Source organism: Sphingomonas liriopis, assembly GCF_024211255.1.
In the GTDB taxonomy this organism is placed as follows: Bacteria; Pseudomonadota; Alphaproteobacteria; order Sphingomonadales; family Sphingomonadaceae; genus Sphingomonas; species Sphingomonas liriopis.
Genome location: NZ_JAMLDY010000002.1, coordinates 25,302 through 40,419, shown reverse-complemented (window position 1 = coordinate 40,419; position 15,118 = coordinate 25,302). Strand labels below are relative to the sequence as shown.

Here is a 15,118-nt window from a genome sequence, read left to right as displayed (position 1 = left end):
AGCCTCTCAAGCCCCTTGGGCGATGACGAGCGACAGCGCGCCGTCGATCGTCACGGTGGTGCCGGTGATATAATCGGCCGCGGGCGACAGCAGGAAGGCGACGAGCGTCGCGACCTCGTCGGCGCTGCCGGCGCGACCCCAGGGGATGTTGGCCTCCAGCTTCGCGCGATAGTCGCGATCGGCGACCGCATGCGCGTTCATCGGCGTCAGGATCATGCCGGGCGCGACGCCGTTGACCGCGATCCCCGACGGCGCGAGTTCGAGCGCCAGCGTCGCGGTCAGCTGCGCGAGCCCGCCCTTGGCCGAATCGTAATCGGCGCCACCGGGCCGCGGGGCGCGTTCGTGGATCGACGAGATATTGACGATGCGGCCGCCCGCCCTGGCGGCCTCCGCGGCGCGGACGAAGCGGCGGCAGGTCAGGAAGGGGCCGTAGAGGTCCGAGCGGATGACGCGGTCGAACTGGTCGAGCGGCATATCGACGAGCTTGGTGCCGGTCATGTTGAGGCCGGCGGAATTGACCAGCCACGTCGCGGTGCCGAAACGGCGCTCGGTCTCGGCGAAGAGCGTCTCGACCGCAGCCTCGCTCGAGACGTCGCATTGCACGGCGTGCACGCGGGTCTCGCCGCCAGCGGACTGCGCCACCGCTTCGGCGGCGTCGGCATCGCGGAAATAGGTGAAGACGACGCGGGCGCCCGCCTTGGCGAGGGCCGCGACGCAGGCGGCGCCGATCCCGGATTCGCCGCCGGTCACTACGGCGATCGGGTCGTCTGCCACGTCCGTTCCTTTCGAAAGTCCGGAACGTCAATGCGGGCAGGAGGGCTTCGTTCCGGTGACAAATGCGTCATGGGAAGCGGGCGCGCGCGCCGTGGAGCGATCGCGTAGGACGACGATCAGTGGGATTCGATCGATCGCCCCGAACGACCCGTCACCCCGGACTTGTTCCGGGGTCCACCGGGCCGCAAGCGTGAAGCCGTCCTCTCCAGCCACTCGCCTCGCCGCGGAGTGGACCCCGGAACAATTCCGGGGTGACGGGGGGATTGCGGCACCCGATGGGCTCACGCGAGCGGGCGCGAGCCTCACCTGCCCTTCCATAGGCTCAGGGCGAACGACGCCGCGTCGCGATGCTCAGAGCGCGTCGAGGGCCTTCGCGACGCCGTCCATCGTGAACGGTTTCTGCAGCACGGGGCGGTCGCGGAACTGCGCGTCGACGCTGTCGTCGCTGCCGCCGGTGGCGAAGACGAAGGGGATGTCGCGCGCCGCCAGCGCCTCGGCGACGGGGGTGCTCTTCTCGCCGCCGCGCAGGTTGACGTCGAGGATCGCCGCGTCGATGCCGCCGTCCTCGACCCGCGCGAGCGCACTGGCCACGGAATCGACGGTGCCGACGGCGGTTTTGTCCAGCACTTCGAGGAAATCCTCGAGCATCATCGCGATCAGCGGTTCATCCTCGACGACGAGGATCCGGGTGGGGGAAGGCATGCCCCGCCATAACCACCGTTGTTGCGCTATGCCAACAACTTATTGGGCCAGCACCCGTGTCGGGTCAGCGCCCGGCCAGCACGTCGCGCGCCGCCTCGGCGAGCTGCTGCACGCTGAACGGCTTGGGGAGGAAGGCGACATGGTCGAGATCGATCGACTTGCGCAGCTGTTCCTCGGCATAGCCCGACATGAAGATGATGGGCAGGTCGGGATAGCGTTCGCGCGCGTGGCGGACCATCGTCGGGCCGTCCATCGTCGGCATCACCACGTCGCTGATGAGCAGATCGGGCCGGCCGTTGCGGGTCAGCAGGTCGAGCGCGACCTCGCCGTTCTCCGCGGTCATCACCGTATAGCCCTGCCGCGTCAGCGCGCGTTCGGCGACGGCGCGGACCATGTCCTCGTCCTCGACGAGCAGGATGGTGCCGGTGCCCCAGACCTCGACCGGCTTGGCGGCGGGGCGCGACGCGGCGGGGGCGCGGGTCGCGGTGCCGGCGGCGTGGACGGGCAGGTACATGGTGAAGGTCGCGCCCTGCCCCGGCTTCGAATCGGCGAAGATCCAGCCGCCCGACTGTTTGACGATACCGTAGACGGTCGAGAGGCCGAGACCGGTGCCCTTGCCCACTTCCTTGGTGGTGAAGAAGGGTTCGAAGATCTTGGGCAGGATATCGGGCGGGATGCCGCCGCCGGTGTCGCTGACGACCAGCGCGGTGTAATCGGCGACGGGCAGGATGTCGGACGCCATCGCGCGGACCTCGGCGGCGGTCACCGCCTTGGTCTGGATGGTGAGCGTGCCCTGCGCGCGCGGATTGTGGCTGACCATCGCGTCGCGCGCGTTGACCGCGAGGTTGACGACCACCTGTTCGAGCTGCCCTGGATCGGCGCGCACCGCCCCCAGTCCGCGGCCGTGCGTCACGTCGAGGCGCACCGTCTCGCCCATCAGTCGCTTCAAGAGGTTCGAGACTTCGGCGACGACGTCGGGCAGCTGCAGCGTCTGCGGGCGCAGCGTCTGCTGGCGGCTGAACGCGAGCAGCTGGCGCGTCAGGCCAGCGGCGCGGTTCGAATTGGTGCGGATCTGCTGGATGTCGTCGTAATCGCTGTCGCCGGGCGAATGGCGCATCATCATCAGGTCGCAATGGCCGATGATCGCGGTCAGGATGTTGTTGAAATCGTGCGCGACGCCGCCCGCCAGCTGGCCGACCGCCTGCATCTTGGTCGCCTGCGCCACCTCGCGCTTCAGGCGGCTTTCCTCGCTGTTGTCCTTGAGGCTGAGCAGCACCGCCGCATCGCCCAGGCCCCGCGCGCCGGCGATGGTCAGTGCGACCGGCTCGTCGGGATGGTCCTTCAGCCGCACCGCCATGTCGGACGAATGCGTCGCGCCGGTGGCGAAGCGGCGGATCGCGTCCGCCACCGCGGCCTTGTCCTCGCGTACCACCAGATCGCCCGGATAGAGCGGCGGGCTGCGCGAATCGACGCTGGCGGCGCGGATGAAGGCGTCGTTCATCTGCAGGAAGCGCCCCTCGCGATCGACCAGCGCCATGCCGAACGGCATCAGGCTGACGAGGCTGCGGACGTGTGCCGAGGCGCTGGCGCCGATCGCCGGCGCCGTATCCTCGTCGTCGAGCAGCGCGACGAGGACGGGCGCATCCTCGGCATCGATGAACGGGATGCGCAGCACGCGCAGCGGCGTGCCGTCGAGCCCCTCGCGCTCGAAGCGCACGAGGCCGCGGCTGTCGGTGATGAGCAATCGCGCGAAATCGCGTCCCTCCAGCCCGCCGTCGCCACCGATCGCGCGCTGGCTGAGCACGCGGTTGGCGGCGCGGACGCGGCCGTCTGGTCCGATCAGTGCCGCCATCACCCCCGCACCGCCGAGCCGGTCGCCAGTGGCGCCGCAGATCAAGGTCTCGGTGGAGGCGGCGACGTCATGCTGATGGAGGATCGCGAACCGCCAGACGAGCATGTCGCCCTCGTCACCGGCACGCGCGATATGCGCGGTCAGGCGATGCGCGCCGATGCGAAGCCCCCGCACCTCGCCATTGCCGTCGCGCCACGCGATCCGTCCGGCGTTGCCGAGCTCGGCGACGCCCTCCCCCGCCAGCGGCAGGCCCGGTGGGGTGGGAAAGCCGGCGAACAGTGCCTCATAGGCGTCGTTGGCGCAGACCAGCCGTCCGGCACGGTCGGTGATCGCGACGGCATCGCCGCTCGCCTGCGCGACGGCGCGGGTGAACTCCCAGTCGATCGCGCGCGGCGCCGCAACGGGCGCCGGCGCGAGCAGCCGCCATGCGATCACGCAGGCCCCGGCGATCACCCCGATCGCGAGGAACCCGGCCGCGGCGACGATGCTGCCGACCACCAGCAGCACGAGCGCCGTCGCGGCCAGCGTCGCGGCCCCGGCGACGATGGCGGCGGTGCGGGTCGGGTTCCAGGTGGAAGGGGTCGGGAGCGTCGCCATGCTGGCGATGTCATCGCGGGGACAGGCCGGTGGCGTCAAGCGATTGATGTCGCTGGCCCTCCGCCGTCCGGGCGGACGAGGGCGCGTTTCCCGCGCCACGTCCGCCGGTCGTCGAGACGCCGCCCGCCGGGATGGCGGACGGCGTGTGTTCGCTTACCAGATCTTGATGCGATCGGCGGGCGCCAGATAGTATTTCTGGCCCGGCTTGACGCTGAACGCCGGATACCAGGCGTCGAGGTTGCGGACGACATAGGCGCGCCACTGGCCCGGCGTGTGCGGATCGGTGGTCAGCTGGTTCTTGATCGCCGCCTCGCGCGCCTTGGTCTGCCAGACCTGGCCGAAGCCCATGAAGAAGCGCTGGTCGCCGGTGAAGCCGTCGAGCACCGGCGCCTTCTTCCCCTTCAGCGACAGCTTGTAGGCGTCATAGGCGACGTTGATGCCGGCGAGATCGGCCATGTTCTCGCCCAGCGTCAGCTTGCCGTTGACGTGCGTGCCCGGGATCGGTTCGTAGGCGCCATATTGCGCGACGACCTTGTCGGTCAGCGCGGTGAAGCGCTGGACGTCGGCGGGCGTCCACCAGTCGGCGAAATTGCCCTTGGGGTCGAACTTGCGGCCCTGATCGTCGAAGTGGTGGCTGAGCTCATGGCCGATCACCGCGCCGATCGCGCCGTAATTGACCGCCGGATCGGCGTTGGGGTCGAAGAACGGCGGCTGCAGGATCGCGGCCGGGAAGACGACCTCGTTCATCAGCGGGTTGGCATAGGCGTTGACCGTCTGCGGGGTCATGAACCATTCGCTGCGGTCGACGGGCTTGCCGATCTTGTTGAGCTGGCGGTTGTATTCGAACTCGGCGACGCGGTCGGCGTTGCCCAGCACGTCGCCCTTGACGACGCGCAGGTTCGTGTAGTCGCGGAACTTGTCGGGATAGCCGATCTTCGGCGTGAAGGCGGCGAGCTTCGCACGCGCCTTCACCTTGGTCTCGGGCGCCATCCATTCGAGCTTGGCGAGCCGTGCGTCCATCGCACTGATGAGGTTGCGGACCAGTTCGTCGGCCTTGGCCTTCGCCTCGGGCGGGAAATACTTCTGGACATAGACCTGCCCGACCGCCTCGCCGAGGCTGCCGTTGACGAGGTCGACGCCGCGCTTCCAGCGATCCTTCAGCTTGGGCGTGCCGTTGAGCTGCGTGCCGTAGAAGGCGAATTGCGTGTTGACGAAGTTCGACGACAACAGCGGCGCGGCGTTGGAGATGGTGTGGAACGCCAGATATTCCTTCCACACCGGCAACGGCGTGGCGGCGATGATCTTGGCGGTGCCGGTCAGCGCCGAGGGCTGGCCGACGATCACGCGGGTCTGCGCGGCGAACCCCTGCGTGTCGAGCATCGCCTTCCAGTCGAAGCCGGGCATCGCGGTGGCGAGCTGCGCCACCGGCATCGGGTTGTAGCTTTTCTCGACCTGGCGCAGCTCGGCGCGCTCCCAATGGACCTGCGCGATCTGCTTTTCGAGATCGTAAATGCGCTGCGCCGACCCTTGCGGATCGGGCTGGCCGGCCATGCGCAGCATGTCGGCGATGTAGGTGACGTACTTGGTCCGCGCCTCGGCGAACTTGGCGTCGTCCTTCAGGTAATAGTCGCGGTCGGGCAGGCCCAGGCCGCCTTGGCCGAGGTAGACGGCATAGACGGTATTGTCCTTGAGGTCCTGCTCGACGCCGGCGCCGATCGGCACGTCGATGCCGTGCTTGGTCGCGTCGCCGAACGCTCTGGCGAGGTCGGTCGGCGTGGCGATCGCGGCGATCTTCGCGAGATAGGGCTTGAGCGGCGCGGCGCCCGCCGCCTCGATCGCGGCGGCGTCCATGAACGTCGCATAGGTGTCGCCGATCTTGGCCGAGACGGGGTCGCTGCCCGGGTTCGCCGCCGCACCCTCGATCACCGCGCGGGTGCGCGTGTCGGACAGGTCGCGCAGGATGCCGAAGCCGCCCCAGCTCGCCTTGTCGGCGGGGATCTCGGTGCGCGCCATCCAGGCACCGTTGATGTAATTGTAGAAATCGTCACCCGGCGCGACGGCCTTGTCCATCGCGGTGAGATCGACGCCGAAGCTGCCGAGCTGCGGCTTGCCGGGCGTGGCAGGTGCGGTGGCGGCGGGCTTGGTGCCGCTCTGGGCGTAGACGACGCCGGATGCGGCGGAGGCGAGCAGGAAAGCGGCGAGAACCGTATTGCGCATCGATGGTCCTTCTGAAGAAAACTACGGAAATTCGAAATTCAGGATGAACGGTGTTGTAGCCAGTTAGGACGCCTCGTCAAACGGGCTTTATCGCGTGGCGATGCCGCCACTTGCGCGCGATCCACAGCCGCCAGCCAAGCGCGCTCAACGCATAGCCCAGGCCTGCGCACGCCGCGGTCAGCACGATCAGGCCCAGCCCGAACGCCGGCCCCTGCCGCCACAGCCAGTCGAACGCGCCGGTCAGCCATTGCAGCCACCCGGTCGCCTCCGCCGCGGGCTGCGCGATCGCCGCTGCGTCGCTGTGCAGCATCCATGCGCCGATCTTGTAGGCGACGAACCACAGGAACGGCGTGGTGAAGGGGTTGGTGATGAAGGTGGTCAGCGCCGCTACCGGCACGTTGGCGCGGAACGGCAGCGCGAAGAGCGCGGCGATCGCGATCTGCGCGACCGGGAACAGGAAGCCTGCGACCATGCCGAGCGCGACGCCGCGCGGCACCGATCGGCGGTTGAACCGCCACAGCCCCGGTTCCATCACGCGATGCGCGACCGGGCGCAGCAGCCGGTTCGATTCCATCGATTCGCGCGTCGGCATGTTGCGGGCCATCCACGCGACGCTTCTCTGGAACATGCGTTGCGCCTTCGACCCCGTCAGCCGCGGTCGCGCAGGATGCGACCGGCCTCGCGCTTCCATTCGCGCTCCTTGATCGCGGCGCGCTTGTCGTGGTCCTTGCGGCCCTTCGCCAGCGCCAGCTCGACCTTCGCGCGGCCACGACCGTTGAAATAGACGCTGAGCGGCACCAGCGTCATGCCCTCGCGCGCGACCGCACCGTGCAGCTTGTTGATCTCGCGCTCGTGCAGCAGCAAGCGGCGCGGGCGCTTGGCCTCGTGGTTGAAGCGGTTGCCGTGGCTGAATTCGGGGACATTGGCGTTGACCAGCCAGACGATGCCGTCGCGTACCTCGGCATAGCTTTCCGCGATGCTGCCCTCGCCGAAGCGCAAGCTCTTCACCTCGGTGCCGGTCAGCGCGATCCCCGCCTCGTACACCGTGTCGATGCTGTACTCGAACCGCGCCTTGCGATTCTCGGCGACAATCTTCTTCTTGTCGAAGGTGGCGGGTTTGGGACGCGACATTGAGGGGCGATGTAGGAGGTGTCGGGGCGAAGGGGAAGCGGGCGTTGAAGAGGATCGCCAACGATCGACCAATACCATTGCGCCATCGAAACGACCGGCAAATATTTGCCGTTTTCATGTCTGTTTAACCATGCTCGCCAACCGACTGGTCATCGTGCCGCGGATAAACCCCGATGAATGCGGGGCTTTCTTCCCAGATGCGGCATGTGGGCCGCTGCAACATTCGGGGCAACGCTGGTTGCCGCTCCGCTGCCCGCGGCGGCGGGATTGCTCGACTATGTCGGCCAGTGCGTGCCCTTCGCACGCGCCGCGTCGGGCATCCAGATCTATGGCGATGCCTGGACGTGGTGGGGGCAGGCCGACGGCCGCTACGACCGCGGCCATGCGCCGCGTACCGGTTCGGTGATCGTCTTCGCCAAGACCAGCCGCCTGCCGCTCGGCCATGTCGCGGTGGTCAGCCGCGTCGTCGAAAAGCGCGTGCTGATGCTGACCCACGCCAATTGGTCGCGCCAGAACGGCGTGCGCGGCCACGCCGAACAGGACGTCACGCTGTACGACGTGTCCCCCGACAACGACTGGAGCGAGGTCAAGGTCTGGTTCCGCGCATCCGAAGGGCTGGGCAGCAGCGTCTATCCGGTCAAGGGCTTCATCTACGGCGGCCGCCCCTCGCCGCAACTGACCAGCACCAACCCCGATTACGTCGGCGCGCTGATCGACGCCTACGTCCCGGGCGCGGGGCGGTAGACAGCATCGGGGACGCCCCTAAGATAAGGCCATGTTCCTGAACTTCCTCGACGAGCTGCGCGCCGCCGGCATCCCCGCCAGCCTGAAGGAGCATCTGATCCTGCTCGAGGCGCTCGACGCCGAGGTGATCGACGCAACGCCCGAGGCCTTCTATTATCTCGCCCGCGCGACCTACGTGAAGGACGAAGGCCTGCTCGACCGCTTCGACCAGGTCTTCGCCAAGGTCTTCCGCGGTATCGCCACCACCTATGGCACGCAGGCGACCGAGCTGCCCGCCGACTGGCTGAAAGCCGTCGCCGAGAAGTATCTGACTCCGGAAGAGATGGAGCGAATCCAGTCGCTCGGCTCGTGGGACGAGATCATGGAGACGCTGAAAGAGCGGCTCGCCGAGCAGGAGGGCCGGCATCAGGGCGGCAGCAAGTGGATCGGCACCGGCGGCACCAGCCCCTATGGCAATTCGGGCTACAATCCCGAGGGCGTGCGCATCGGCGGCGAGAGCAAGCACGGTCGCGCGATCAAGGTCTGGGACCAGCGCGAATTCAAGAACCTCGATTCGACCCGCGAGCTCGGTACGCGCAACATCAAGGTGGCGCTGCGCCGCCTGCGCCGCTTCGCGCGCGAAGGGGCGGCGGACGAACTCGACGTCGAGGGGACGATCGACGGCACCGCGCGCGCCGGCTGGCTCGACATCCGCATGCGGCCCGAACGGCGCAATGCGGTGAAATTGCTGCTGTTCCTCGACGTCGGCGGGTCGATGGACCCGTGGGTCAAGCTGTGCGAGGAATTGTTCAGCGCGGCTACCGCCGAATTCAAGAACCTCGAATTCTTCTATTTCCACAATTGCCCGTACGAGGGCGTGTGGAAGGACAATCGCCGCCGCTTCGCCGAACGCACGCCGATGTGGGACGTGCTGCATAAATTCGGCCACGACTATAAGCTGGTCTTCGTCGGCGATGCGTCGATGAGCCCGTACGAGATCACGCATCCCGGCGGCTCGGTCGAGCATTTCAACGAGGAGGCGGGCGCGGTGTGGATGCAGCGGCTGACCAACACCTATCCCGCCGCGGTGTGGCTCAATCCGCTCCCCGAGGGGCAATGGGGCTACAGCCAGTCGATCCGTACCTTCCGGGAGCTGATGAGCGATCGCATGTACCCGCTGACGCTGGCAGGACTCGACGAGGCGATGCGCGAGCTGACCCGCAAGCGCTGAGAGCCTGTTTGGAAATTGGCGAAAAAGCCAATTTCAAGCGGTGCCGGCCCGCTCCCCCTCCCGAGGGCGCCCAGCAAAGTATTACTTTGCTGGGACCCGTCGGCCGCCCATCAGGATACCGTGTGGGTGGCCGGGAGGGGGAGCGGGCCGGCACCGCCGAAATGCGCCTGCAGCGCATTTCCAAACAGACTCTGACTACCAGGCGGTCGCGACGCCGATCCGGAGGTTGCGCGGCCGCAGCGGCGTCGTCTGGTCGCGCGTCGCGAGCCCGAACGGATTGCCGAAGGCGAAGCGGTTGACGCGGGCGTTGGTCAGATTGTCGAGCCCCAGCGTCACGTCGAGCTCGCGCCACCGAGCCCCCGCGGACAGGCCGAGCAGCAGGTAATCGCCCTGGCTGACGTCGAGCAGATCGCCGGTGCCGAGCACCGAGCGCCCGACATAGCCGATCGTCGCGCCGACCCGCGGCGTCACCGTCCCCTCGGGCCAGGCGTAATCCAGCGCGGCATGCGCGGCGAACGGCGGGGTTTCGGGCAACCGCCGGTTGTCGAGCCGCGACTGGTCGGCGATCGGGCCATAGACGGTGTTGTGTGTGTACAGCGCCGATGCGGCGATCGTGAACCGCGGCACCGGCACCCAGTCGAGCGACGTTTCCACCGTCTGGATGCGCGCATCGCCGAGGTTGGTGGTGAACGGCTGTCCGCGGCGGTTGAGCAGATCGGCCTGGATCCCCGTCCAGCGCGCCGCGGACCCGCTGAGCGACAGGCCCAGCCCCGTCGCGCCGTGGCGCAGCCGGCGGACGCCGACCTCCGCGAAATCGATCGAATCGGCGTCGAAATTGGCCACTCGCCCCACCCCTTGCGCCACCGCCAGCCCGCCGGTGCGAAACCCGGTCTGGTAGCGGGCGAAGGCGGCGAGATCGGGTGCGATCCGGTACGACAGCGCGACCGTGGGATCGAAGCGCTGCGTCGAGCGACCCTTGATGAACGCGACGGGGCGCCGCGTGCTCGACGGTTCGCCATCGACGCGGGCGCTGGTGTAGCGGCCGCCGAGGGTGACCGACAGGTCCGGCGCCAGCGCCGCGGTCGCCTCGGCGAAACCGGAAGCCGCACGGGTGACGTTGCTGACCCCGACGATGTCGATCGCCTCGCCCCCCGATCGCAGCGAGCGGGTCAGGATCGACCGGTCGCTGACCAGGCTGAACCCGGCGAGCCAGGAACGGCCATCGGCGAGCGATCGCGACAGCCGCAATTCCTGCGACAGCAGCAGTTTGTCGTTGTCGAGACGATACAGGATCGGCGTCCGCGCCGCGGGGCCGGTGGGCGGGGTCGCGTCGAACACCTCGTCGGTGCGATAGTCGGCGACGCCGGTCGCCGACACCAGGTGCAGGCCGCTGTCCCAATCCTTGACGATCGTCAGCCGGCCGAACAGGAACCGGTCGGTGAACGGCTGCGCGACAGCGGTGCTGCGCGTCAGTGGCCCGTCGCCGCGCTGCGCATATTGCCCGTCGCGCGATGCGATACGCTGCGCGACGCCGCCCGTCTCGACCCGCCAGCCGTCTCCCGGATCGGCACGCAGCGCCAGTCGCAGGCCGACGGTGTCGGTGCGGTTGACGTTGCGTGCACCGCGCCGACGGTCGTCGATATATCCGCCGTCGCGCACCGCATAGACGACGCTGCGCAGCGCCAGCCGGTCGTCGACCAGCGGCAGGTTGACCATGCCCGCCAGATCGTAACCGGGTGCGCCGCTTTGCGTCGTGGTGACGCCGACGCCGAGCGATCCCGCCACCCGGCCGAGTTCGGGCGCGTTCGAGGTCAGCCGCAGGACGCCGCCGATCGCCCCGGCGCCGTACAGCGTCCCCTGCGGCCCCTCCATCACCTCGACCGTCCGCATGTCGTAGAGGCGCAGGCCCGGATCGGGTCCCGAGGCGTTGAGCTGGACGTCGTCGAGATAGACGCTGGCGGTCGATTGCGTGGTGCCGTTGAAGCTGCTGTCGGCGATGCCGCGGATGAACACCTTGTTGCGGCCGGGGCCCAGCTGCGTGCTCTGCAGGATCGGCAACTGGCGGGCGAGATCGGTGACGTCGCCGGTGCCGCCGTCGGGGCGGCGCGGCGTTCCCGTGACGAGCGTCAGGCTGCCCGGATAGCGCAGCAGCGGCACGCGCTGCTTGCTGGCGGTGACGACGATGTCGGCGGGCACCGGCGCGGGTCGCTGCGGCGGCGGCAGGACGGGGCGCGGCCGTGGCCGGCGCAGCGGTGTGGCGACGATACGATACCCCCCCGCCCGCCCGGCCACCGCGCGATAGCCGGTGTCCGCCAGCAGGCGGTCGAGCGCGCGCGCGATCGTCATCCGGCCGGCGAGCGGCCGGGTGCGGACGGTGCGCAGGCCGGGTTCGGTACTGACGATATCGACGCCGCCCGCACGGGCCAGCGCCAGCACCGCACGATCGAGCGTCATGGGCGTAAGCGCGATCGCGACGGTGCGATCCGATTCGGCCGCAGCAACCGCCGGCGTGACGGCGGCGAGGGCGATCAGGACCGGTGCGAACCTAAGGCGCGGGGTTCGCGCGCTCCGCCAATACCCACCCTTCGCCGTCACGCCGCCATGTCGCCCCGATCAGATCGGCCAGATGCGGTATGTCGCGATCGGCAGCCCCCGTGACGTGGACCATGCCGGTAAACGGCCGTTTCGACAAGTCGCCGGCGAGTCTGACATCGATCCCGTAGCGGTGGCGCAAGGCAGCGGCGACCTCCGCGACCGGCGCGGCATCGAAGCCGAGCAGGCCGTCGCGCCAGCCGCCGACCGCTTCGGGCGCGATCGTGCCGCGGACGATCCGCCCGCCGCGCGTCATCGTCAGCGCCTGTCCCGCCGCCAGCGTAACCGCCGCGCCATCGGGCTGGAACAGCACCGATCCTTCGGCGACCGCGACCGACAGCCCGCCGTCGCCGCGGGTGACGTCGAACGTCGTCCCCATGTCGCGGATCACCTGATCGCCGGCCCGCAGCGTGAACGGATGCGCGGCGTCGTGGACGACGTGCAACGTCACCTCGCCGCGCTCCAGCCGGACGCTGCGCGGATCGGCGGGATCGAGGCGCAGCGTCGTGCCGCCGTTCATCGCGATCTGCGTCCCGTCGGTGAGGCGCACATCGCGGCGCTCGCCGTCGCGGGTCGTGAACGTCTTGGCGGCCAGCCGCGGCGCGGTCGCGACCGGTACCAGCCACAGGGCCAGCGCCGCCGCGATCGCGGCCCCGCCGGCGAGCGGCCACCAGCGTCGCGGCTGGTCGTCGTTGGCGGCGACGATCGCCGGTGCCTCGGCCGGGAACGGGACTTGCGCGATCAGCCGGTCCTGCACGGCGATCGCATCGAACGCCTCGGCATGCGCGGCGTCCGCCTCCAGCCATGCGACGAACGCGGCCCAGTCGTCCGCGGCCATCTCATCCTGGCGCAGATGCCATGCGATCGCCTGATCGACGATATGCGCTGCGGTGCGATTCACTGGCGATGGCCCCTTCCATCGTCATGACGATGCGCCCCGGGCGAATCCGCAGCATCCTCCGCGATCCGCGCGTGGATGATGCGATAGGCGCGGGCGAGCAGTTTCTCGACGCCGCTCACGCTGATGCCCAGTTCTTCGGCGATGGCGCGCTGGCCGCGCCCTTCGATGCGGAACAGACGCAGCGCGCGGCCCATCCGGTCGGGCATGGCGTCGATCGCCTGCTCGACCACCCGCAGCGCGTCGCGCGCGACGAGCGTGCGTTCGGCGTCGGGCAGATCGTCCGCGCCCGGCTGGTCGGCGAGCCACGCCGCATCGCGCGCCCCGCGCCGCGCACCCGCGATGCGGCGATCGGTCGCGAGATTGCTGGCGACGCGATAGAGGAAAGCGGCCGGCTGCGCGATCGGCTGACTGGCGAGCTGGTCGAGCCGCAGCCACATGTCCTGCAGCGCATCCTCGGCATCGTCGCGATTGCCCAGCCGCGCGGCGAGCAGGCGCAACAGCATGGCGCGCTGTTGGAGGAAGACCGCACGCAGTCCCCCCGCGGCGGCATGTCCGTCAGGCGTGCGTCCGTCCGCCAATCTGCGCTCAAGTCCCTCATCTCAGGCCGGAAACGCCAGCCCCTGGGCTGCCGCCATGTCCGCAATCGACCATTTCCGCAAGGCATCGGCCTCGCGCGGGCGCGCCTTCGCGATCGCATCGCCGGGCCGCACGCCCGCGCCGGGATGGCACATGACGAGGTGCATGCCGCCCGCCTTGCGCAGGAAGCGAGGAAACAAGTTACGGTAATCACTGGCGAAATCGTAATGACCCGCGAAACTGTCGTTGCAGCGCAGGCCATAGCGCGCCGCGGCATCGCGCAACCCGCGCGAATGATAGGCGCTGCCGATCGCCTTGCCCGAAAACGGCCGCGCCAGCATCGCAGCCACCCGATCGACGCAGTCGCGCACCCATGCCTTCGGCGCGCGGTTGGCGGTTTCGAACAGCACGATGTCGCGGATGCCGGGCAGCGCGTGCGAATGCTGGTGGCCGTCGACGAAGTCGGGCGCGCGGCCCATCGCTGCGACGAAGGCGTCGAACTGCGCCGCGACTTCGCCCGCGATCTCGTCCAGCGGCACCTGCCCGCGCGACGCCATCCGCGCCAATGGGTCGATCTCGGGTAACATGCCGTCGGGCGCCAGCATCGGCATCGCGGTCAGCGGCCGTTCGCCGGTCAGCGTCAGGTGCAGGCCGATCTCGACGTGGCGCGGCAGGTCGCGCAGCAGCGCGGCATCCTCCATCCAGCCGGGCATCAGCGTCATGCAGCTGGTCGCGTTGAGCTTCCCCTCGCGCGCCAGCGCGGCGATCGTCTCGCTGACCTCGCGCGAGAAGGCGAAATCGTCAGCGCACAGGATGAGACGAGGCATAGGCCGGCCTTTCGCTGGTCGCCTGCGGGACGGTGGCGGTCTGAAAGGCGCGTTCGCGCATCTGGACGCTCATCAGCCGGCGCCGTTGCAGCCGGCGCGCGAGGAAGCGGTAGAAGAACCAGCTGCCCGCCCAGGGCGCGGTCGCCGCATAGACCAGCCGTTCGAACAGCGTCCAGCGGATCGAGGCGCGGTCGCGCTCGCGCGGCGAGGGCATGCACCACAGGTCGCGCGAATACAGCATCGTGCCCTGCGTCATCGTGCGGTGGATGACCTCGTGATCCTCGAGGATATAGCCCCAGATCGCGGCATCGAAGCCGCCGACCGCGCGCAGCGCGGCGACGTCGAAACACTGGCCCGCGCCGCCTGCATGGCATTGCCGCGGCAGCAATCGCGCGCCCGTCAGGATGCGTCGCGCCTCGGCATCGAGCGCGGCCTGGTCCGCGCCCGGATCGACGAAATAGGCGCCGGCGACGACGCAGCCGTCGTGCGCCAGCAGCCGCTGCGCCTCGGCGAGATAGTGCGGCGGATAGAGCGTGTCGGCGTCGCAGGTCGCGACATAGCGCGTGCGTACCCAGCCGAGCCCGGTGCGCAGCGCGCTGACCTTGCCCGGCGTGGTTTCGGTGATGACCAGCGCGTCGACCCCGTGCGCCTCGATCGCCGCGCGCGCGACATCGGCGCTGCCGTCGGTCGAGCCGTTGTCGACGAGGATCATCGTCAGCGGCACGCTCTGCGCAGCAAGGCTGGCGATCGTCTGGGCCAGAAAATCGCGTTCGTTGAAGAAGGGGATCAGCACCGTCCACAGCGGCGCCGGCCCGCGACCCGTCCGGCGCGCGGCACGCGACGCGCCGGCGTCGGTCGGCGTGAACCGGTCCTGATCGGTGATGAGATACATGATGCCCCCGCAAGCCCTTCGCCGGTTCGCTGCATCCCCCGCATGCGATCCTGATGAACAGACGACACGGGGGCGTCCGATCCACACCGGGCCCCACGAAAAA

At 69.2% G+C, this 15,118-nt stretch carries 13 protein-coding genes; 2 read left to right on the top strand and 11 right to left on the bottom strand.

Going from position 1 to position 15,118, the window contains the following annotated elements:
* Positions 1-6: 6 nt before the first annotated feature.
* The 6 genes from M9979_RS01600 to smpB form a co-directional block, all read right to left on the bottom strand.
* Entirely contained in the window at positions 7-774 is a 768-nt protein-coding gene (locus M9979_RS01600; protein ID WP_254287590.1) for an SDR family NAD(P)-dependent oxidoreductase, read from the bottom strand.
* 351 nt (positions 775-1,125) lie between these two features.
* Positions 1,126-1,476 carry a response regulator gene (locus tag M9979_RS01595; RefSeq protein ID WP_254287589.1) on the bottom strand — a complete coding sequence of 117 codons (351 nt, stop codon included), beginning with the start codon at positions 1,474-1,476 and terminating at the stop codon, positions 1,126-1,128.
* Between the two features lie 64 nt (positions 1,477-1,540).
* Complete coding sequence (locus M9979_RS01590) at positions 1,541-3,925, bottom strand: hybrid sensor histidine kinase/response regulator (protein ID WP_254287588.1); 2,385 nt, start codon at positions 3,923-3,925, stop codon at positions 1,541-1,543.
* Positions 3,926-4,078: 153 nt separating this feature from the next.
* Positions 4,079-6,142, bottom strand: coding sequence for a M13 family metallopeptidase (locus tag M9979_RS01585; protein ID WP_254287587.1), 2,064 nt, complete (start codon positions 6,140-6,142; stop codon positions 4,079-4,081).
* Positions 6,143-6,218: 76 nt separating this feature from the next.
* Positions 6,219-6,770 (bottom strand): DUF2062 domain-containing protein, encoded by a 552-nt coding sequence (locus tag M9979_RS01580; protein WP_254287586.1) that lies wholly within the window; start codon positions 6,768-6,770, stop codon positions 6,219-6,221.
* A gap of 20 nt (positions 6,771-6,790) precedes the next feature.
* Positions 6,791-7,273 carry an SsrA-binding protein SmpB gene (smpB, locus tag M9979_RS01575; protein ID WP_254287585.1) on the bottom strand — a complete coding sequence of 161 codons (483 nt, stop codon included), beginning with the start codon at positions 7,271-7,273 and terminating at the stop codon, positions 6,791-6,793.
* A gap of 204 nt (positions 7,274-7,477) precedes the next feature.
* On the opposite strand from smpB, the gene M9979_RS01570 reads away from it, so the two are divergent.
* Together M9979_RS01570 and M9979_RS01565 are read left to right on the top strand one after the other, a co-directional pair.
* Positions 7,478-8,017, top strand: coding sequence for a CHAP domain-containing protein (locus M9979_RS01570; RefSeq protein WP_254287584.1), 540 nt, complete (start codon positions 7,478-7,480; stop codon positions 8,015-8,017).
* Positions 8,018-8,048: 31 nt separating this feature from the next.
* Positions 8,049-9,227, top strand: coding sequence for a vWA domain-containing protein (locus M9979_RS01565; protein ID WP_254287583.1), 1,179 nt, complete (start codon positions 8,049-8,051; stop codon positions 9,225-9,227).
* 195 nt (positions 9,228-9,422) lie between these two features.
* Here M9979_RS01565 and M9979_RS01560 read toward each other — a convergent pair whose 3' ends face one another.
* From M9979_RS01560 to M9979_RS01540, 5 genes are all read right to left on the bottom strand, one after another.
* Positions 9,423-11,681, bottom strand: a complete 2,259-nt coding sequence (locus tag M9979_RS01560) for a TonB-dependent receptor (RefSeq protein WP_254287582.1) — start codon at positions 11,679-11,681, stop codon at positions 9,423-9,425.
* A 91-nt stretch (positions 11,682-11,772) separates the two neighbouring features.
* Positions 11,773-12,720 (bottom strand): FecR family protein, encoded by a 948-nt coding sequence (locus tag M9979_RS01555; RefSeq protein WP_254287581.1) that lies wholly within the window; start codon positions 12,718-12,720, stop codon positions 11,773-11,775.
* Positions 12,717-13,223 (bottom strand): RNA polymerase sigma factor, encoded by a 507-nt coding sequence (locus M9979_RS01550; RefSeq protein ID WP_254287580.1) that lies wholly within the window; start codon positions 13,221-13,223, stop codon positions 12,717-12,719. The genes M9979_RS01555 and M9979_RS01550 overlap by 4 nt, the downstream gene beginning before the upstream one ends.
* Positions 13,224-13,319: 96 nt before the next feature.
* Positions 13,320-14,123 carry a ChbG/HpnK family deacetylase gene (locus M9979_RS01545; RefSeq protein WP_254287579.1) on the bottom strand — a complete coding sequence of 268 codons (804 nt, stop codon included), beginning with the start codon at positions 14,121-14,123 and terminating at the stop codon, positions 13,320-13,322.
* Positions 14,098-15,015 (bottom strand): glycosyltransferase family 2 protein, encoded by a 918-nt coding sequence (locus tag M9979_RS01540; protein ID WP_254287578.1) that lies wholly within the window; start codon positions 15,013-15,015, stop codon positions 14,098-14,100. Before M9979_RS01540 ends, M9979_RS01545 begins: the two co-directional genes overlap by 26 nt.
* Positions 15,016-15,118: the final 103 nt, after the last annotated feature.

Excerpts from the sequence above, each read along its gene's own strand:
- M9979_RS01595 (WP_254287589.1), bottom strand. The coding sequence starts at position 1,476 with ATGCCTTCCCCCACCCGGATCCTCGTCGTCGAGGATGAACCGCTGATC.
- M9979_RS01590 (WP_254287588.1), bottom strand. The coding sequence starts at position 3,925 with ATGGCGACGCTCCCGACCCCTTCCACCTGGAACCCGACCCGCACCGCC.
- M9979_RS01585 (WP_254287587.1), bottom strand. The coding sequence starts at position 6,142 with ATGCGCAATACGGTTCTCGCCGCTTTCCTGCTCGCCTCCGCCGCATCC.
- M9979_RS01580 (WP_254287586.1), bottom strand. The coding sequence starts at position 6,770 with ATGTTCCAGAGAAGCGTCGCGTGGATGGCCCGCAACATGCCGACGCGC.
- smpB (WP_254287585.1), bottom strand. The coding sequence starts at position 7,273 with ATGTCGCGTCCCAAACCCGCCACCTTCGACAAGAAGAAGATTGTCGCC.
- M9979_RS01570 (WP_254287584.1), top strand. The coding sequence starts at position 7,478 with ATGTGGGCCGCTGCAACATTCGGGGCAACGCTGGTTGCCGCTCCGCTG.
- M9979_RS01565 (WP_254287583.1), top strand. The coding sequence starts at position 8,049 with ATGTTCCTGAACTTCCTCGACGAGCTGCGCGCCGCCGGCATCCCCGCC.
- M9979_RS01560 (WP_254287582.1), bottom strand. The coding sequence starts at position 11,681 with ATGACGCTCGATCGTGCGGTGCTGGCGCTGGCCCGTGCGGGCGGCGTC.
- M9979_RS01550 (WP_254287580.1), bottom strand. The coding sequence starts at position 13,223 with ATGCTGTTGCGCCTGCTCGCCGCGCGGCTGGGCAATCGCGACGATGCC.
- M9979_RS01545 (WP_254287579.1), bottom strand. The coding sequence starts at position 14,123 with ATGCCTCGTCTCATCCTGTGCGCTGACGATTTCGCCTTCTCGCGCGAG.
- M9979_RS01540 (WP_254287578.1), bottom strand. The coding sequence starts at position 15,015 with ATGTATCTCATCACCGATCAGGACCGGTTCACGCCGACCGACGCCGGC.